Source organism: Corynebacterium sp. TUM25015 (assembly GCF_056393505.1).
The window spans coordinates 1,234,147-1,250,871 of record NZ_CM150783.1; the positions used below are offsets into that span (position 1 = coordinate 1,234,147).

Annotated in this window: 23 protein-coding genes; 20 read left to right on the top strand and 3 right to left on the bottom strand. The window is 60.8% G+C overall.

The genetic code is table 11. The features are described 5' to 3' along the window. The first annotated feature begins 9 nt into the window (after nt 1–9). The 14 genes from AC06DS_RS05575 to AC06DS_RS05640 all read left to right on the top strand — a co-directional run bounded on the left by AC06DS_RS05575 (nt 10) and on the right by AC06DS_RS05640 (nt 10,229). Nucleotides 10–474 (top strand): hypothetical protein, encoded by a 465-nt coding sequence (locus AC06DS_RS05575; RefSeq protein ID WP_477100156.1) that lies wholly within the window; start codon nt 10–12, stop codon nt 472–474. Further along, nucleotides 471–848: a hypothetical protein gene (locus AC06DS_RS05580; protein WP_477100157.1), complete on the top strand. Its 378-nt coding sequence runs from the start codon at nt 471–473 to the stop codon at nt 846–848. The genes AC06DS_RS05575 and AC06DS_RS05580 overlap by 4 nt, the downstream gene beginning before the upstream one ends. Next, nucleotides 832–1,152, top strand: a complete 321-nt coding sequence (locus AC06DS_RS05585; protein ID WP_477100158.1) for a DUF5403 family protein — start codon at nt 832–834, stop codon at nt 1,150–1,152. Before AC06DS_RS05580 ends, AC06DS_RS05585 begins: the two co-directional genes overlap by 17 nt. After that, nucleotides 1,149–1,568: a hypothetical protein gene (locus AC06DS_RS05590; protein WP_477100159.1), complete on the top strand. Its 420-nt coding sequence runs from the start codon at nt 1,149–1,151 to the stop codon at nt 1,566–1,568. The genes AC06DS_RS05585 and AC06DS_RS05590 overlap by 4 nt, the downstream gene beginning before the upstream one ends. Next, nucleotides 1,568–2,182, top strand: coding sequence for a phage tail tube protein (locus tag AC06DS_RS05595; protein ID WP_477100160.1), 615 nt, complete (start codon nt 1,568–1,570; stop codon nt 2,180–2,182). The genes AC06DS_RS05590 and AC06DS_RS05595 overlap by 1 nt, the downstream gene beginning before the upstream one ends. Nucleotides 2,183–2,256: 74 nt before the next feature. Continuing rightward, a complete protein-coding gene (locus AC06DS_RS05600) occupies nt 2,257–2,685 on the top strand; it encodes a hypothetical protein (protein WP_477100161.1) in 429 nt (142 codons plus the stop codon). 17 nt (nt 2,686–2,702) lie between these two features. Beyond that, nucleotides 2,703–3,089, top strand: a complete 387-nt coding sequence (locus tag AC06DS_RS05605) for a hypothetical protein (protein WP_477100162.1) — start codon at nt 2,703–2,705, stop codon at nt 3,087–3,089. A 3-nt stretch (nt 3,090–3,092) separates the two neighbouring features. Beyond that, on the top strand, nt 3,093–5,873 hold the full coding sequence (locus AC06DS_RS05610) for a hypothetical protein (protein WP_477100163.1): 2,781 nt from the start codon (nt 3,093–3,095) through the stop codon (nt 5,871–5,873). A gap of 9 nt (nt 5,874–5,882) precedes the next feature. Next, a complete protein-coding gene (locus AC06DS_RS05615) occupies nt 5,883–6,779 on the top strand; it encodes a hypothetical protein (RefSeq protein WP_477100164.1) in 897 nt (298 codons plus the stop codon). A 16-nt stretch (nt 6,780–6,795) separates the two neighbouring features. Beyond that, on the top strand, nt 6,796–8,037 hold the full coding sequence (locus AC06DS_RS05620; RefSeq protein ID WP_477100165.1) for a Gp37-like protein: 1,242 nt from the start codon (nt 6,796–6,798) through the stop codon (nt 8,035–8,037). Then, entirely contained in the window at nt 8,038–9,135 is a 1,098-nt protein-coding gene (locus AC06DS_RS05625) for a hypothetical protein (RefSeq protein WP_477100166.1), read from the top strand. Continuing rightward, on the top strand, nt 9,136–9,417 hold the full coding sequence (locus AC06DS_RS05630; RefSeq protein ID WP_477100167.1) for a hypothetical protein: 282 nt from the start codon (nt 9,136–9,138) through the stop codon (nt 9,415–9,417). A gap of 11 nt (nt 9,418–9,428) precedes the next feature. Continuing rightward, nucleotides 9,429–9,671, top strand: a complete 243-nt coding sequence (locus AC06DS_RS05635) for a hypothetical protein (RefSeq protein WP_477100168.1) — start codon at nt 9,429–9,431, stop codon at nt 9,669–9,671. 3 nt (nt 9,672–9,674) lie between these two features. Then, nucleotides 9,675–10,229, top strand: coding sequence for a hypothetical protein (locus tag AC06DS_RS05640; protein WP_477100169.1), 555 nt, complete (start codon nt 9,675–9,677; stop codon nt 10,227–10,229). 348 nt (nt 10,230–10,577) lie between these two features. Here AC06DS_RS05640 and AC06DS_RS05645 read toward each other — a convergent pair whose 3' ends face one another. Then, nucleotides 10,578–10,886 (bottom strand): hypothetical protein, encoded by a 309-nt coding sequence (locus tag AC06DS_RS05645; protein ID WP_477100170.1) that lies wholly within the window; start codon nt 10,884–10,886, stop codon nt 10,578–10,580. 4 nt (nt 10,887–10,890) lie between these two features. On the opposite strand from AC06DS_RS05645, the gene AC06DS_RS05650 reads away from it, so the two are divergent. From AC06DS_RS05650 to AC06DS_RS05665, 4 genes are read left to right on the top strand one after another with little or no spacing between them, the layout of a single operon-like run. Then, nucleotides 10,891–11,742, top strand: a complete 852-nt coding sequence (locus tag AC06DS_RS05650) for an N-acetylmuramoyl-L-alanine amidase (RefSeq protein WP_477100171.1) — start codon at nt 10,891–10,893, stop codon at nt 11,740–11,742. Further along, nucleotides 11,742–12,101, top strand: coding sequence for a hypothetical protein (locus tag AC06DS_RS05655; RefSeq protein ID WP_477100172.1), 360 nt, complete (start codon nt 11,742–11,744; stop codon nt 12,099–12,101). Before AC06DS_RS05650 ends, AC06DS_RS05655 begins: the two co-directional genes overlap by 1 nt. Nucleotides 12,102–12,112: 11 nt before the next feature. Then, nucleotides 12,113–12,505: a hypothetical protein gene (locus AC06DS_RS05660; RefSeq protein WP_477100173.1), complete on the top strand. Its 393-nt coding sequence runs from the start codon at nt 12,113–12,115 to the stop codon at nt 12,503–12,505. Next, nucleotides 12,505–12,852 (top strand): hypothetical protein, encoded by a 348-nt coding sequence (locus AC06DS_RS05665; RefSeq protein WP_477100174.1) that lies wholly within the window; start codon nt 12,505–12,507, stop codon nt 12,850–12,852. The genes AC06DS_RS05660 and AC06DS_RS05665 overlap by 1 nt, the downstream gene beginning before the upstream one ends. 340 nt (nt 12,853–13,192) lie before the next feature. Here the strand turns inward: AC06DS_RS05665 and AC06DS_RS05670 are convergent. Both AC06DS_RS05670 and bcp read right to left on the bottom strand, forming a co-directional pair. Next, nucleotides 13,193–14,535 (bottom strand): IS3 family transposase gene (locus AC06DS_RS05670; protein ID WP_477100175.1). Its coding sequence is split into 2 segments (ribosomal slippage): nt 13,193–14,094 and nt 14,094–14,535, totalling 1,344 coding nucleotides; the frame shifts between segments, so codons are not numbered across the junction. Between the two features lie 147 nt (nt 14,536–14,682). Then, entirely contained in the window at nt 14,683–15,174 is a 492-nt protein-coding gene (gene bcp / locus AC06DS_RS05675; protein ID WP_293791463.1) for a thioredoxin-dependent thiol peroxidase, read from the bottom strand. Between the two features lie 88 nt (nt 15,175–15,262). Here bcp and AC06DS_RS05680 point away from each other — a divergent pair, with 88 nt between their 5' ends. After that, entirely contained in the window at nt 15,263–15,541 is a 279-nt protein-coding gene (locus tag AC06DS_RS05680) for a DUF3618 domain-containing protein (RefSeq protein WP_293791462.1), read from the top strand. A 10-nt stretch (nt 15,542–15,551) separates the two neighbouring features. Continuing rightward, nucleotides 15,552–16,715, top strand: coding sequence for an AbrB family transcriptional regulator (locus AC06DS_RS05685; protein ID WP_477100176.1), 1,164 nt, complete (start codon nt 15,552–15,554; stop codon nt 16,713–16,715). Nucleotides 16,716–16,725: the final 10 nt, after the last annotated feature.

Sequence of the window (16,725 nt, forward strand, 5' to 3'; positions counted from 1 at the left end):
AGGCTCCGGATGGAGCGCACACGACTAGTGGAGATGGCTGACCTCGAGCGGTCGCTGTCGAGTGACTACGGCGCGTTGGATCAGGGGCTGGCGGCGTGGGCTATCGAGATGGTGTCTGCCGCAGCGTTGGACTTGACGCGGCGTGATTGGCGGTCGCCGGCTGACGTGCCGCCGGGGGCTATGGCGGTGCTGGGTATGGCTACCCGCCGGATGTACACCAACCCTGACAGGTTCACTCGTGAGGCGGAGGGCGATTACAGCTATGGACTGGACTCCACGGTCACTAAGGCGGACATTTTCACCCCTAACGAGAAGCGGACGCTTCTGGAGTACCGGACGGCGCGGCGCGCGAGTGGTATCGGGACGCTGGGGACGTATCGGGGCGATGTGGGCAGGTCTGGCACTCGCTATGTGCCGGACGGGACGGTCTACGGGTTCCCGTGGTACTCGGATGATGAGGAGGTGTGGCTGTGAGCCTGCGGAGTTCTACCCATGCGACTGATGTGGTGGTGTGCGTGCTTCGTGAGAATCGGGAGGGGGAGCGTGGCCGCTTAGTACCTGTGGAGATCGGTCGTGTGAGCGTTCCTGGCCGTATGCAGCAATCCACGACGGATGACATTTCGGCCTACGCTGCAGCCGGGGAAACAGGCGTGCTGAACATGAAGCGGTTCTACTGTCGCAGCTTCCCTGGTGATGACCTGTCACAGGTCATTGACTCCGAGGGGGTGCTGTACAACGTGGTTGGTGAGCCGAAGCGGCATCGTGGTTCAACCCGGACTGCTCGTGACGTGGTGACGTTGAGGCAAGCGAGTGTGAAAAGGGGGTTGCGTGATGGCGACCGTGTATAAGGGCGCGGGAACGAAGATCGCGAAACTCCCCGGGGTTCAGCCTGTTCTGCAGGAAGCCGCGGTGGAGATTAAGACCAAAGCAGAGGCGAACGCTGCTGTACACAAGCGCACTGGACGGTATTCGTCAGCATTTGAGGTACGCACAGTACCGGGGAAGAAGGGCGTGAAGGATCGTCTCGTGGAGAACACCCACTATGCCTCGGCAGTGATCGAGTACGGCCACTTCGCCGAAAAGCGTGACGGTTCGTTGGGTGAGTGGGTGCCAGGCCAGTTCAACCTGACGAGGGCGGTGAACGGTTCATGACAGTTCAACCACCACACCAGCGGTTCGACGCCGCGGTGGCTATTCGTGATGGGTTGCGGGCACTGTTGCCGGACTCGCAGATTCAGTTGGGCAAAGACGCTACCTACTCCCCAGATGAGCTCGTGACCGTGGTGCAAGTCTCCAACGTGCGCCCGATCGGTGCGTTGCCAGGGCAACGGTGGGCCTTCAGCGCCACCATTGCGTTGGTCACCACGGGTGCGGACTACGACCAGGCCGCTGATGAGGCTGATCGAGTGGCTGACGCACTGTTGTCGATGGATGAAAGCGATGAGGTGAAGCTTTCTAGCATCATGAGTGACAGCGAGCCGGTCCGTCTGTCGCCCCACAGCCCATCTGGGGCTGAGACCTTGACGTCAAGCTACTCTGCAATTCTGCGGAGGAAAGGAAGAGCCTAATGGCTGCCTATCAGGACAATTCAGTCCTCATCCCTGGCCGTGGTGCGGTGCTGATCGCTCCGGCTGGCACTGCATCCCCTACCTACACTGCGATCAAGAAGTGGGTCGCCGACGGCGCTACTGGTGCTCTCGGTGATTTCCAGCCTCTCGGCTACACCAGTGAGGATGACCTGCCGAAGTTCGACGCCGACACCGATGGTGGTGAGAAGAAGGGCGCGTGGGAGAACGACGCACTGCGTCTGACGAAGACGAAGATCACCGAGTCCATCACCGTCACTGCGGTTGAGTGGAATGAGCAGACTCTGACTCACCGCTTCGGCCCCGGCAAGGTCGTGCAGGCCGACGGTCGATTTGAGTTCCCCGATGTGTACGCCTCGACCGAGGTGTCGATTCTGGTGCTGATGATCGACGGCCTCGACGTGTTCGGATTCCACTACGCGAAGGCCGCGACCAGCCCGGATGATTCCATTGAGCTGGATCCGGAGAAGTTCGCTGGTATGCCGATCAAGTACACGATTTTGAAGCAGACTGGTGCGCCGAAGGGTAGCTTCATTGGTCCGGCTTTCCAGCAGCAGTCGGAAGTGTCGGGCCGTTCGCCTTCTGACAGCGTCTAGCACCACGCTTTGCGGGTGTGTGTCGTGCGATTATGCGCGGGACATACCCGCTTTTTCTTTTTGTGGAGGTTGCTTTGACCACTGCCCAGACTGATGTTCCTGCAGGTGTCCCGGAGGACGCGATCACTGACCCGAAACCCGCATTGGAGGGCGTGAGCCCAGAGTTTGGGAAGACGGAAAATCCTGACGTTGACGTGTCTGATCTTCCGGAGTTCCGCTCCCTGCAGGGGTCTCTTCCGTCTGCTCGGTTCCACGTGCACCGACAGCTGGCGGAGGTGCAGAAGGCTGTCCCGAAGGCGTGGGTCGAGGGTGAGACTCCAGATGAGCAGGAGGTCATCGACAACATCGAAGAGTTGGAGAGGATAATCGTGTTGATGGAGAACCTCGTGTTGGAGCGTGCGAAGGATCGCGACGCGATGGAGAAGTGGCTTTGTGGCCAGGAAGACGGTCTGAATGCCGTGATGGCGGCGTTTAACGTACTGGCGGAGAAGCTGGGAAACTAATTGCCCTGCATGAGCAGGTGGAGCTTTTCGGTTCGGCGCTGGTGCCGGATTTCCAGGAGGTCTACGGCCTCCGACTGACAGAAGTCGTCCACAGTTGGGATCCGGCGGAGGTTCTGCTGCTCATCGCAGGGCTACACCACAGCCCCTCCCGCTATGCGGCACGCCTGCAGGGCTACGAGGGAGGCAAGGCCTGGACAGACCAGGACTACCTCAACTTCGACATGCGTAACGCTGTGGAAGCTCTGCGGACGATGCAGGCGTCGCAGGGCAAGAAGAAGTCGACGTATCGGGAGTGGGAGGACTTCCCGGGGCGTGCTGGGTTGAAGCGTCGAGAAAGGGCAGCGAGGTTCGCTGCGTACCGGAAAATGGCTGCTGAAAACGGCGGTCGAGTGGAACTGGAGTAGGACATGGCAGGTCCGGGTGGCGTGACCGTGGGGCGCGCGAGTGTGCGTGTGTTGCCGGATACGACGAAGTTCCGCAAGGATCTGAAAAAGACCCTTGACCGCATTGAGCGCAGCCATAAGGTCAAAATCAAAGTTGTTCCTGATGACGCGAAATTCGTTGCTCAGGTACGCCGTGCGGTCGCTAACGCGGAGAAGGCTGCTGGTGAGGTTGACGTTGATATGGCTGCGAAGTCCGCACAGTTGGCCTCCGAAGCGAGGCGGGCGACGAAGGTCGCGGAAGAAGCGGCTGGTGATATTGACGTCAAGATGGATCTTGACCGCTCCAGTGTTGCGAGGTTGGCTGCCAGTGCTTCCGGTGCTGCAGGGTCTATTGGCAGGCTGACGTCGATCGCCGGGTTGGCGACGGTGGGTGTGGCCGGGTTGGCTCCTGCGATCGCTGCCGTGGCGTCGGCAGCATGGTCTGCTGTCGCACCAGTGGCGGCGTTGACGGCTGCGATGGCTCCTGCAGCGTTGGGGTCGGCGGCGATGGCCATAGGCGTGCTGAAAACCTCTTTTTCTGGCTTCGGTGAGGCGTTAAAGGCTTCTTCGCCGGAGGAGTTCGCCGCAGCGATTGCCGAACTGCCCCCTGCAGCTCAGGCTGGTGCGACCGCGCTGCGTGGGCTGAAGGAGCAGTTCAAGGGCGTTGGGGAGGCGGTGCAGCAGAACTTCTGGTCGCAGTTGACGAACCTTGGTGATTTGGCGGCGGTGGTTGCGCCGTTGAAGGCGGCGATGAGTGGCCTTGCCACGGACATGGGGCGTGCTGCCTCTGGTGTGGTGGGGTTCGTCTCGTCGGGTGCGGGGTTGCAGGCGATGCGGGCAATCATCTCTGGCTCGTCGTCGGCAGCATCGTCCCTGTCCGCAGCGTTCGCTGACGTTCTGAAGGGCATTGTCGCTATCGGTGGTGCTGCTGCACCTATTTTCGCGAGCTTGGCAGCGAGGATGTCGCAGATGGCGTCCGACTGGGCTGGCAGGATGACCGCAGCGTTCCAAGACGGCAGCATGCAGGCCTACTTCGAAGGCGCGGTGGTGAAAGCGCAACAGCTGTGGGGTGTGCTGCAGCAGTTGGGTGGGATTGTCTCTGGTGTGTTCGCGGCGATGAACGCTGCTGGTCAGCCGTTCTTGGGCACGTTGGGGCAGGTCATCGCCTCCACGAACGCGTGGGTCAACAGTGCCCAGGGTATGAGCACGTTGACGACGTTCTTCACAGCGATGGGCGCTGCGGTGGCTACCATCATGCCGCTGCTCGGGCAGCTTGCGGGGATTATCGGCTCCACGGTCGCACCTGCTGTCGCCAGCTTCATCCAAGCCATTGGTCCGGGCTTGTCGGCGGTGGTGGCCGGACTTGGTGCTGGACTGGCGGCGATCTCCCCTGCTGTGACGATGCTGGGCACGGCGTTTAACCAGGTGCTGTTGGCGGTGGCGCCACTGTTGCCTGCGATTGGTCAGATGGTGGCAGCGTTCGCTGGTGCGCTCGCTCCGGTCATCTCTGCGCTCGCTCCGACCATTGGCATTCTCGCCCAAACATTCGCAAGTCTTGTCCCTGTGGTTACCGTCATCGCCACGACCATGGGGACTGTCTTGGCAACGGCGTTGCAGGCGCTTACTCCTCTGTTCCAAATGTTTGGCATGATCATTCAACAGATGGCGCCGGTGTTGACGCAATTGGCGTTGATGATTGGCCAGTTTTTAGTGCAGGCGTTACAGACGCTCGTGCCCCTGATGCCTCCACTGGTCGAGGCGTTTATGCAGTTGATGACCGCGATCATGCCCTTGTTGCCTGCGCTTGTTCAGATCGCAGGCATTCTTCTGGGCGCGTTGATGCCGGTGATTCAGCAGATCTTGCCGATCATCATCAACCTGGCGACGACGATCATCTCCGCACTCGTGCCGGTCATCAGCGCGCTGGTGCCAGCGATCATCGCCGTGGTCTCCGCGTTCGCAAACATCCTTGCCGCCGTCGCACCTGTGATCTCTATTATTGCCCAGGTCGCTGGCGTGTTCCTGCAGCTGTTGGCTGTCATCATTGGGTTCGTCGCCCAGGCGTTGGGCTCTATCGTGGGGTTTGTCGCCGGTGTGATCTCCGGGTTCCTCAACATGGTCGCTACCGTCGTCGGAGCAGTTGCTAGTTTCGCGGCGCAGATCATTAGTTTCTTCGCGAACCTCGCATCGTCGGCGATCGCTAGGGCTGCGTCGATGTGGGCGTCAGTGGCCAGCGCGTTCAGCAGTGGCGTGTCACAAGCAGTGTCCTTCGTGTCAACCTTGCCCTCAAGGATCATGAGCATCTTCTCCGGCATTGGTTCCCTGCTGATCGGTTCTGGTAAAGCGCTGATCCAAGGCTTCATCAACGGTATTAAGTCGATGATTGGTTCTGTCGGCGATGCCGTGGGTTCTGTGGTGCAGAAAGCACGTGACCTGTTCCCGTTCTCCCCAGCAAAGGAAGGACCATTCGCAGGCCAAGGCTGGGTACTGTACTCCGGCCGATCCGTCGGCACGGCGTTCGCCCAGGGTATTAGCGACAAGGCGGGGCTGGCCGTGACCGCTTCGCAGAAGATGATGGACGCCACCAAGGCCAACCTGGACGGCTACCGGGCGGATGTGAGCGGTGTGCAGAACGCTAGTGCTGCTGCTGGTGGTGTGGACACCTCGATTCATATCGGCCAGCTGCTGGCGGCTGACATGAGCGCGCCGTTGCGTGAAGTTCGGACGATGCAGCTGCGGGCGCAGATCCGCGCCGGGATCGCCTAGGAGGCACATATGGGATTGAAAGTGGAATGGAAAGACCACCGAGGCACGGTGTGGAACCTCACCGACGGCACCGAAGGTGTGCTGCTCGACCTCGGGCAAAAAGGATGGGGCTGGTCGGAACTAGAGCACGTTTTCACCCGCGGTGATTCGCAGTGGGCGTCCAGCCGCGTCAAGCGTGGCATCCATGAGTTGAAGGTGACGGTGGGATGGTCGCCGGAGACTGGCTTCTACACGGGCGAAGACTACTACAAGCTCGCACATGAGTGGTGGTCGCAGGCAAACTCTCCGTTCCACCTGGGGGAGCTGATCGTCACTCGCCCTGATGGGACAGTGAGGTCGCGGAAGCTGCGGCTGTGGGAGTCGCCGGAGACGGAGTACACCTATGATCCAGGGATCGGGCAGGAACCGGAGCCGGAGCTGTGGGCGCTGACAGGTGATGGCGGCTACTGGCAGGGTGTGGAGCAGGTCTACACCTACCAACAGTCGGCCATGACTGGAGGGTCTGGCACCCCGTTCTACGGCAAGCAGGGTGCTGGGTGGCCACTGTATATCTCGTCTGCTGCGACGGCGGAGAACGCGGTGATTGATAACCGTGGCCAGGGGGCGATGTGGCTGGTGTGGACACTGGTTGGGCCGCTGTCGAATCCGAGGTTCGGCACGTCTGCTGGTGTGCTGACCTATGCGGGTGACATCCCCGCCGGCGAAGTGGTGGAGGTGCGAACCGATCCGGCGGAGCGGATTGTGGTGGAGCAGTCCAGCGGATCGAACCGTTATGGATTTATTCGTGGGGATTTCGCCCCCGCACCATCCGGGGATCGTATTCCGTTGGTGATTTCAGCTGAGGGCATGTCGGCGAACAGCTCCGTGATGGTTACTGCTCGTGAGCAGTACGCGAGGGCGTTCTAGGAAGGGGTGACTAGCTGTGAGCACTCTGTACAACACCCCCCGTGGGGCTCAGTACGACCCGGTCGATGCTGAGCTGTGGACATGGGATGGCCAACGCTTGGGCAAGCTCGGCGAGTTCGAAGAAATGCGGTTTACGTTCAACGAGCGTGAGGCGGACACGGCAGAGCTGGAGCTGCCGTTGAATGATCTGACTGCCACGCTGCTGCCGTGTGACGGGTTGGTGCTGATCGGCATGAGGATCAACGGCGTTAGTCACGTTAGTGTCCCTGTGAGGGCTGAGGCTACGTCCCGTGATGGTCAGCCCATGCTCAGCGTGACAGCCGCCGGCGGATGGGCGCTGCTCGATGGTGAGGTGGTGTCCCCCTCGTTGAGCAGTGACGTGACGATCTCCGCGAAAGAGGAATTCGAGCTTTCTGGCGCGCTGGAGTACGTGGTTAAAGAAGCTGTGCGGGTGGGGTCTATTTCTGCCGGCCATCCGGTGGTGATCCTGCCGAATCTGGGGCGTGGACCGTATGTGCAGTTCACTGGCGCGTGGGAGTCGCCTGCTGAGGTGATTAAGCAGGTCATCGCCCATACGGACTACCGGGTGCGTGTGCAGGGCTGGTTGCCTGGTGACCCGCAACCCACCCCTGACCTAAATCTCACCAAACCCTGCGTGGTTATCGACGTCGTCCCCTATCGTGACCTTGGTTTGCGCTGGTCGGAGGCCGCAGGGGACGTGTCCGAGTGGCGGGTGACGCGCAAGCGTCCATCGACGACGCGTCTGGTGGTCGGCAACGACGTACAAAATGGCGAGTTCCTCGCCGCGTCCCGGTTCAAGCGCGTCGTGGGGGTGGAGACCGAGTCGCCGTGGAACCGGCGTGAGGCGTACCTGAAAGCGGATACGAAGGCAGCGACGCGCGAAGGGTTCCTCGACGTGATCGTTGAGGAGTATTTGATGGATGCTGCGGCGTCGGTGGAGTTGTCGAGGTCCGGGGCGCATGTGGAGATCGAGGCTACGGTCGATGCGTCTTCGGTCTGGGAGTTCGGCACGGATGACAAGCGACCTTTGCAGTACGACGTTGGCGATCTGGCGGTGATTGATCTGCCTGTCATTGGTGAGGTGGAGCAGGTCGTCACGGCTGTGGAGGTGAAGATCACCCCGTCGGAGTTCGCGGTCATCCCGACGGTGGGCACCCCGGACACGTTGGACACGTCGATTTACGGCACTGCCGCCGATACGGCGCGCAGGGTCGCGAGGATTGAGCGGAGATCATAAATGGCTTTTACCACGGTCGCCACGGCCAATACGACGATCGGACCAGCACAGTATGCGGATATGGCGCAGGCGTTGGCGCCGCGTTTTCTCGTGGATAGCCCCACACACCTACAGCCCTCCTATTCCTCTGGCACGGTGAGCGTCACCACTGGAGCGGCGCTTGTGGCTGGCACGAGGGTGAGGGCGACGGGGTCGAACTCGGTAGCTATCCCGTCGGTGTCGTCTGGCTCGAAAACCTTCGCGGTGTGTCTGCGGGTGGATTGGTCGAAGGGTGCGTCTGACTCGGCCACACTCGTGGCTGTCAATGGCACGTTGAATAACAGCAGCTCGCCGGTGGAGACGTCGATCAACCGGATCCCTGGGGTGATGTATGACGCGCTGATCTGCCTAGTCACTCGTGCTGCTGGTACGACGACTGCGTCATATTTTGCTGACTACCGCTGCTGGGGTGGCGATGGTGGACCGCTGCGTGTCAGTGACTCGGCGTTGAATAATCCGTCGTGGCTGGACGCGCGGGTGGGCACGTTTATCCAGACTGATCAGGGTAAATACACTAAGCGTTTGGATAATGATGGTGTGTGGCGTGCTGTGGGTACGGACTCGAACCCGTGGCGTGCGTGGACGCCGACGCTGCGCTACTACGGAAAGAACTCCCCCGATGGGACGAGTGGCGGCACGATAGTTGGCCTCGGCAATGGCGGCGACTCCTCGGCACGCTACCGCATTGTAGACGGGATGCTCGACGGCTACGTGTACATTTCCCCCGGTTCTACCGGCGCCACGCTCGGTAACGGGCCCATCACCATGGATCTTCCAGTGGCGTGTGCTGACTGGCAGGAAGACACCTGGTCTATGGGGCACCTGTACACCACAGGCTATGGCGGTGATGGTAGCTACAACTGGCACATGGAAATGCTGGTCAAAAGAGGATGGACTAGAGGGCTCCTGTTTACCAACCCCAGTGAGCTGAACGCGCGTCTTCAGACCTACCAGGCGGCCAACGCCGGCAGCCCAGGCCCGGGCACCGGTGTGCCATTTATCAAGGGCGGTTTCCCGGTCGGCCCTATCACCATGCACGTGAGCTACCCGGTGTCGTAAATGGTTCAGCATGCTCATCATTGGCTGCCGTATCGGTGGGAGCCAGTGCACTACGTAGGCAGGGAGTTCCGCGTGACCTATGGATTCACCGGGGACGTGGAAGAGCTCGTGGCGATCATCGGAGATCAGCGGCACCACTTCGATGTGGCCGACGGCATAGCGGAGGTGATCATCCCCGCCGCCGTCATGGACACGATACCGGATCGCACCGAAGCGCGGATCGAAATCAAAACTGGTGGCCAGTGGCACCTCATGTGCCTGGGCCACCTTACGCGACGATAGGAGTCAGGGCAGTGGCTATACCAATGTCGAGGTCGGAGCCGATGGTGGTGGGCGATGCGATGCTGTATCCGTCGCCAGGGCCAGCGGGTCCACGCGGCCCCCGGGGACTGCAGGGCGAACCTGGCCCGGCGTCCTCTGGCCCCGTGATGTGGACGGGGCAGGGCACACCGCCGGATGTGATACCGGGCTCTAAGCCGGGCGACACCTGGCTGGATACCACCACTGGCGACATTTACGAGCTGGAAGAGGGATAGATCATGGCATGGACGCAGAAGGGCAATCTGAGAGGCCCCAAGGGTGAGCCCGGTCCCCAGGGGTTGCAGGGCGCACCTGGCCCAGAGGGTCCGCGCGGCGCACAGGGCCCGGCTGGTGAGCAGGGGCCGCGTGGCGCGACTGGAGCGCGTGGACCCGCTGGTGTCGACGGCAAGAGTGTGCAGGTCGCGGGACAGGTTGACAGGTATTCGCAGCTGCCGACCAATCTCACGCCAGAGGACGCTGGTAAAGGCTACATCGTCAACACTGACGGTGACCTGTACGTGTGGTCTGGCAGCGCTTTCCCACCGGACGGTAGTGGAGTTGATTTCGTCGGCCCGGCAGGTCCCGCAGGCCCGGCGGGTCCAGCCGGTCAGCAGGGTATCCAGGGGCCCACGGGCCCAGTAGGTCCAGCTGGTAGTGCTGGTCCTAAGGGCGATCCGGGGCAGCGTGGCGCTAAGTGGTTCACTGGTACCGGCACGCCTGGTTCGATTTCAGGGGCGCTGGCTGGGGACTACTATCTCGACACGGGTACTGGCACCGTCTACGAGCTGAGCTAGGGGTCCCGGTATGGCGTGGACTAGTAGAGGTAATATCCGTGGCCCCGCTGGACCGCGGGGGGCGACGGGAGCGACGGGCCCTACGGGTCCAGCGGGACCCGTAGGTCCAGCTGGCGTGTTCAGCGCTGATCAGGCTACAGCGGTGTTCGGCTCGTCGTCGATGACGCGCCCACCTCACGGGTCGCTTGTATGGAGCGGCCCGTGGTATAACGCGCCAGCGAACACGTTCACACGTTTGCGTAGCTACTCGGACGGCAGGCTGATTGTTGGTTCGCAGTCAAATGGTGGTGCGGACGTTGCCTACGCTGGTGACAACGATCCTCGGCTCGTTGCCCCCGTCGATGGGATCTATTTGGTCTCGGCGACGCAGTGCTGGGGTACGGATTCGGGCTCGAAGGGGTGTGGTTTGGGCACGTCCACTACCTCGGGGACGACTGGTCTTGTCGTATGGTCAGACACGTCAACGCGCTTCGCTAGCGCATCGAAGGTTGTTTTTCTGGCCGCGGGGACGATGTTGTATCCGTGGACGTTCTCGTCGTCGGCGGCTGGAATGTCACCCGCTGATCGCGGGATTGCTAGCGAGTACAGTCTGACGTTTCTGCAAGCTCGATAGCCGTCGAGTACCGCCCCCGGGGATGAACCTGGGGGTTTACTCATGGGCATGGATTGGCTCAACGTTGAGCCGGACGTTTACCGGCTCCTGAACAAGCACTACACGCCAGGGCGCGGCGGGCGGAGAATCAAATACATTGTCCGCCACCACAACGCAGGGGTGCTCACCATAGATGGGTGCTGGAACGTCTGGCAGACACGCGAGGCCTCCGCCCACTACCAGGTGGAGAATTCCGGGAGGATCGGCCAGCTCGTCAATGACTCTGATACCGCGTGGCACGCCGCTAACCTCGTTCGGAACCAGGAATCCATTGGCATCGAGCATGCCAACTGCGGCGATGCCAGCCAGGACTGGCCGATCAGTGACGTGGTCATCACACAGGGTGCACGCCTGGCCGCCGCACTCTGTCTCTACTACGACCTGGGGCGCCCTGAGTACGGCAGGAACATCCGCGATCACCGCGAGACTGGCCAAACATCCTGCCCGTACCACCTGGCACGCGGCGGGAAGTACCACGGCCCGTGGATGGCAGAAGCCCAGCGCTTCTACGACCGGCTCAAAGCGCAAAAAGAAGGCCGGGCGTCCGCCCCAGCCCCCACATCTCAAGGAAAAACCCCTATGAAGGAGCTATCTGGAGTGCCCGCAGCAGCTCTCAACGATACGAAGCGTGCAGCAATCGAATCAGCTAACCGTCTACGCGCACAGGACGCGCCGATCACCAGCATCGTCAACCCCGATGTGACATTCTCCCCGCGAGGTCTCGCGGCGGTGCAAGACCTCAACAGCTGGTGCACCCTCGTGCTGGCCAAGGCCATCGCTCGGAAGCTCGGACTCGACCCTGAAGCGATCATCTCCACCGCGATCGCGGACGATAGGGCGCGTACGGGAGGTAAAAAGTAATGGATGCACAGAATACCTTTAATGTCGCTGTCTCGGAGTACCTGGCCACGCAGCCGTGGGCAGTGCGTCGTAAGGACACGATCGTGGCCGTGGCCGGTGGCGTCGCGCAGCTCGCGCAGATAGCTACCGTCCTGGCGGTCGGAGCGCCGGAGTGGGTGCCGCTAGTGATCGGTGCTGTGATCGCGATCGCCCAGGCGGTGGTGCACGCGTTCACGCCTGGGGCGATCACTCCGTCTATGGCCCCGCGCTTGGAGGCCGCGTACGTGGGGACTGCCCCGGCCTCGTTCAGTGATGATGCCATACGGGACTCCGCTGCTTATGACGAGTCCGCGCTGTCGTACGGCAGGCACGCAGCCTAGGAGGTGTAGTAATGGCCATGCACAGGATCAAAACCGCTAGGGCTAGCGGCTGGGTAGGGCTGCTGATTATCGCGCTAGCGTGCCTCCTCAAGGGGGTGACGTACCTGCCTTTCGCAGTGGATGACGAGCCGGTGCCTGCAGTCGAGAAATGGATCCCCATGTGGATAGCAGCTGCGGTGTGGATAGGTGTAGGCCTGGTGGGGATTCTCGCTGTGTGGGCACGCCGGGGCGGCCCCATGATGGTCGGGGCAGGCACGGCCCTCCACGTCTTGTGGGGGCTGCTGTACATGGGCGCATGGCTGTCTGGCGCCAGTGAGCGAGGCTATGTCACAGCCATCCTGTACTTCGCATTCGCTGCGATGGTGCTGTGGGGCTACGGGCATGGCCCGAAGGTGGCGATCTAGTGAATTGGGACGTTCTGTGGGTCCCGCTGGCCGGTGTTGCCTCTGGCCTGATTGGGTATCAGGGGACGCGTCTATCTGTCCGATCTGATGCTCAGGCAAAGATGCAGGCTGCGCGTGGCCCGGAGTGGCAGGCGATGGTGGACGAAATGCAGGAGTGGACTGAGAAGCGGTTAGCGGAGCGTGATAAGGCGATTTCGCAGCTGGAGTCGAAGGTGTCGGTGATGGAGGATCGTCTGGATCATTTGGGGCGGAAGTACCGGCACGCTCTGGATCACATTCGCGCGTGGCGTCGGATGCATGGCTCGGGTCCGGCGGTGCCTGCATCAATCCGGGACGACTTGGAGTAGCGCTGCATACTTAGCCGTGGTGTATCATTTTTTGTGTGCGTGCCCCCCACACGCACGTTTTCCTCACCGGGTTGAGCTACCCCCCCTTGCTCCCCGGGGGGTCTTTTTTTGTGTCTGGGGTGGGCTAGAGAGTCCGCAAAAAGTCCGCACGAGCGCCGATAGCCACTGAAATATCCGTAATTCCCGTAGTAACCGCGTGGCCGTGACCAGCACAAACACAAACGCCGCAGGGTATACCAGGGGAGAAAAATGACGTGGGAGTTCAAGTCTCCCCAGGCGCACAAACTCTTACAGCCCCGCTTGACATGAACTGGCCCCCGAAAGTTGGACTGGTTTAATTCTAGGCGGTTAGGGCTTCAAGGGTCTGATTCCGATATTGCATCGGGGTCAGGCCCTTGAGTCGTTGTTGGACGCGTTCGGTGTTGTACCACCCGATGTACTCGTCGATCGCTTGGTTGAACTCTGCGACCGTGTCGAAGACTTCACCGTGGTACATCTCGGTTTTCAAGTGCCCGAAGAAGTTCTCCATGACCGCGTTGTCGTAACAGTTGGCTTTACGCGACATCGACTGAACACCGCCGTTGTCACCGATCAGATCGCGCCAGGAGGCGTGCTGGTACTGGAAGCCTTGGTCAGTGTGCATCATCCACCCGGGTTCAGGCGCACTCGCCGCGATCGCCTTGGACAAAGAATCGGTGGTCAACGCTGTCGACGGTGATGTAGCCACGGTGTGGGCGACGATTGAGCGGTCGAACAGGTCCATCACCGGCGACAAATACACTTTGCGGCCTTGGACCCTGAACTCGGTGACGTCGCTGACAAAGACGGTGTTTGGCTGATCCGGGGTGAACTTGCGGTCAAGTTTGTTGTCAGCGATGTGGCTGATCGTCCCGGTGTAGGAAACATAAGGTCTACGTTGGCGGATCTTGGCTCGAATGCCCATCTCACGCATGAGTTTGTAGACGAGTTTGTGGTTGACCACCCACCCCTGGTTACGCAGGTCAAGTAGCACTCGTCGATAGCCGTAGCGATGCTTGTTACGTTCAAAACTTGCCCGGATCGCGTCTTTGAGCTCGGCGTGCTTATCTGGCTGGCCGAGGCGTTTCTGGTGGTAGAAGAACGTCGACCGTGGGATACCTGCTGCCTCTAGGAGGTACTCCAAGCGGTGGTGCGACTTGAGGATGACAATCGCCTGGACTTTCAGGCGCGTCCCTGATTCCTCAAGTCCCGCAATTTTTTTAGATAAGCGTTTTCCGCTTCCAATCGCGCGATCCGGCGCCGTAGCTTCTCCTCTTCGGTCAGCGGCTTTGGTACAGCCGAGTCTTTGGGTCTGCCCTTCGGCTTCGGTTTTAACGCCTCATCGCCACCGTTACGCCATTGCCGCGACCAATAACTGACCAGCTGATCTGACGACAGGCCAAACTCACGCGCAAGATCCATCTTTGTCTCGCCGGCAAGATAGCGTTGGACAACTTCCTTCTTGACCTCGAACGAGTACTGCTGCTTAATCGGTTTCTCCACAAGACATAGCCTGCCATGCAGCTTAAACCGACGACAGAGCATACGGGCGGCATACTTGGAGACACCAAGGGCATTGGCAGCGGCTGTATAACCCATGCCTTGCTCAAATAGTTCAACCAACTGCTCGCGCTGATGCTCACTTAGCGAACTTCGTGCTCTCAATGAAAACTACTCCCCACTAGTCGGTAGCTGATTTCTCAGTCCAACTAATGGGGAGCAGCTCAGACATAGCGGGGCTGTGTTCATTTCTGACTCATTTGCGCCCGCTAGTACAAGGGGAGTGCGGTCGCATGTGCGAATGATCGCGCGTTAGAGCTCCTTGGCGATGCGTGCGACGTGGCCGGTGGCCTTCACGTTGTACTTCGCCACGGCGATCTTGCCTTCCTCGTCGATGACGAACGTGGAGCGGATCACGCCCTGAACAACCTTCCCGTAGTTCTTCTTCTCTCCAAATGCGCCATAGGCTTTCATGACGGACTTGTCGGCGTCGGACAGAAGGGGGAAGGTCAGCTCGTACTTATCGCGGAACTTTTCCAGGGCTTCTACCTTGTCGGGGGAAATGCCGACTACATCGACACCTTGACCGTTGAGCTCGGTGAGGGAATCGCGGAAATCACAGGCCTCGGTGGTGCAGCCGGGAGTGTCAGCTTTAGGGTAGAAGTACACGATCACCTTGCGGCCCGCGTAGTCCGCCAGGCGCACGTTTTCGCCGGAATCGCTGGGCAGAGAAAACTCCGGAGCCTTGTCGCCGACCTGCAGGCGGGTGGGCTGGTTTGCGGTGGAATTGCTGTTCTCAGTCATGCACCCCACCCTAGCGAAAGCGCTGACGGGCTGGATCATTTACAATGTTCAGGTAGCAATTAAACGTTCGAATAAGGGAGAAACTTCCGTGGCCCGTAGCATCGATGCCATCCAGCGCGACATTGAACGCACCCGCAGCCAGCTGGGACGGACGCTGGAGGAGCTGTCCGTCCGTGCAGATCCGAAGAACCTGGCGGATGACGCTCGCGGCCAGGCCGTGAACACCCTCAAGGAGCCGAAGGTGCAGATGATCATCGGTGGCGTTGTCGCCGGTGTTGCACTGCTGACCGCATTGGCGATCGGCTCCAAGCGCAAGGAAAAGAAGCAGATCAAGGAAATCCAGCGCCTGCTGGCTGCAACCCGCTAAGCGGGTAGCGTTGCAAAATCTGGCGCTGCCCAGCCCTAAGAAGCTGGCCACGCTTGGTCTGCTGACCATATTTTCGATCGGCGCAGGTTTCGCCTGCGAAGCGGTGGGGGTTCCTGCCGCGTGGATTTTTTCTTTCCTGATCGTCTTCGGCATTTATGCCATTTTCAGCGACCGGCAGGTCAGCCCGCCCAAGAAGGCGATGATCCCCTCTCAGGTGATCATCGCCCTTTTGTGTTCCTCGCCTTTGACGACTATCAACGTCGGCACCATTGCCTCCTATGCGGGGCCCACCGCCATGTCGCTGGTGGTTACGCTGGCGGTGTGTCTGTTGGCCTCCTGGCTGTTGGTGCGCATTCACCGGGTCGGCCCGGCCACCTCCGTCCTGGCTACGCTCGCAGGCGGGGCCAGCGCGATGGTGATGCTCTCCCGGGAGCTGAATGCGGACACACGCTTTGTCACCCTGACGCAGTACCTGCGCGTATCCATTATCGTCTTGACCCTGCCCGGGCTGGTCACCCTGCTTTCCCAAGTCGGGGGCGACGAAGCAGACGCGGCGGAGGGGGCGTCAACAAGAAAAGAAAGCCTCCTCGACGGCCTACAGACGAACTGGCAAGGCGTGGTCGGTGCGGTGGTCGTGGGGCTGACTGTGTGGGCGTTTACGCGCCTGACTGCCCGCTGGTTCAGCATTAGTTCGCCGTACCTGCTGCTCAGCATTGCTTTCGCCATGATCGGCGTGATGGTCTTCAGCGTGCCGCACGAGTTCATTGCGCCGAACGGGCTGCTGGAGAAGCTGGCCTATGCGCTCGTCGGCGTGCAGGCCGGCGGCACTCTGACAAAGGGCGCGCTACGGCAGTTCGTGAAGGCTCTGCCCGTCATTCTGGGGGTGATCGCCCTAATGATCGCCAGCTCTATCGGCACGGCCTTCGCCATCGCGGGATTATGGGACTTCAAGGTTTTGGACGCCTACCTGGCCACCGTGCCTGGCGGCATCTACGCAGTCCTCGCATTCGCGCACGACGCGGGCAGCCAGCCGATCGTCACGGTCATTCAAGTAATGCGCATGATCGCCATGTTGGTGGTGGGCGCCTACGCGCCGCAGATCATTCGGCTGGTGTTTGGTCCGGGCGCGGCAGACGGGCGGCCGGAGCCGCGTGAGACGCAGCGCCAGGGGTAGTAAGTCCTAG

What these genes read in the sequence shown, in the direction of transcription:
- AC06DS_RS05585 (WP_477100158.1), top strand. Translation starts at nt 832, where the DNA reads ATGGCGACCGTGTATAAGGGCGCGGGAACGAAGATCGCGAAACTCCCC.
- AC06DS_RS05655 (WP_477100172.1), top strand. Translation starts at nt 11,742, where the DNA reads ATGGATGCACAGAATACCTTTAATGTCGCTGTCTCGGAGTACCTGGCC.
- AC06DS_RS05615 (WP_477100164.1), top strand. Translation starts at nt 5,883, where the DNA reads ATGGGATTGAAAGTGGAATGGAAAGACCACCGAGGCACGGTGTGGAAC.
- AC06DS_RS05645 (WP_477100170.1), bottom strand. Translation starts at nt 10,886, where the DNA reads ATGAGTAAACCCCCAGGTTCATCCCCGGGGGCGGTACTCGACGGCTAT.
- AC06DS_RS05650 (WP_477100171.1), top strand. Translation starts at nt 10,891, where the DNA reads ATGGATTGGCTCAACGTTGAGCCGGACGTTTACCGGCTCCTGAACAAG.
- AC06DS_RS05610 (WP_477100163.1), top strand. Translation starts at nt 3,093, where the DNA reads ATGGCAGGTCCGGGTGGCGTGACCGTGGGGCGCGCGAGTGTGCGTGTG.
- AC06DS_RS05595 (WP_477100160.1), top strand. Translation starts at nt 1,568, where the DNA reads ATGGCTGCCTATCAGGACAATTCAGTCCTCATCCCTGGCCGTGGTGCG.
- AC06DS_RS05640 (WP_477100169.1), top strand. Translation starts at nt 9,675, where the DNA reads ATGGCATGGACGCAGAAGGGCAATCTGAGAGGCCCCAAGGGTGAGCCC.
- AC06DS_RS05660 (WP_477100173.1), top strand. Translation starts at nt 12,113, where the DNA reads ATGGCCATGCACAGGATCAAAACCGCTAGGGCTAGCGGCTGGGTAGGG.
- AC06DS_RS05590 (WP_477100159.1), top strand. Translation starts at nt 1,149, where the DNA reads ATGACAGTTCAACCACCACACCAGCGGTTCGACGCCGCGGTGGCTATT.
- AC06DS_RS05625 (WP_477100166.1), top strand. Translation starts at nt 8,038, where the DNA reads ATGGCTTTTACCACGGTCGCCACGGCCAATACGACGATCGGACCAGCA.
- AC06DS_RS05575 (WP_477100156.1), top strand. Translation starts at nt 10, where the DNA reads ATGGAGCGCACACGACTAGTGGAGATGGCTGACCTCGAGCGGTCGCTG.
- AC06DS_RS05630 (WP_477100167.1), top strand. Translation starts at nt 9,136, where the DNA reads ATGGTTCAGCATGCTCATCATTGGCTGCCGTATCGGTGGGAGCCAGTG.
- bcp (WP_293791463.1), bottom strand. Translation starts at nt 15,174, where the DNA reads ATGACTGAGAACAGCAATTCCACCGCAAACCAGCCCACCCGCCTGCAG.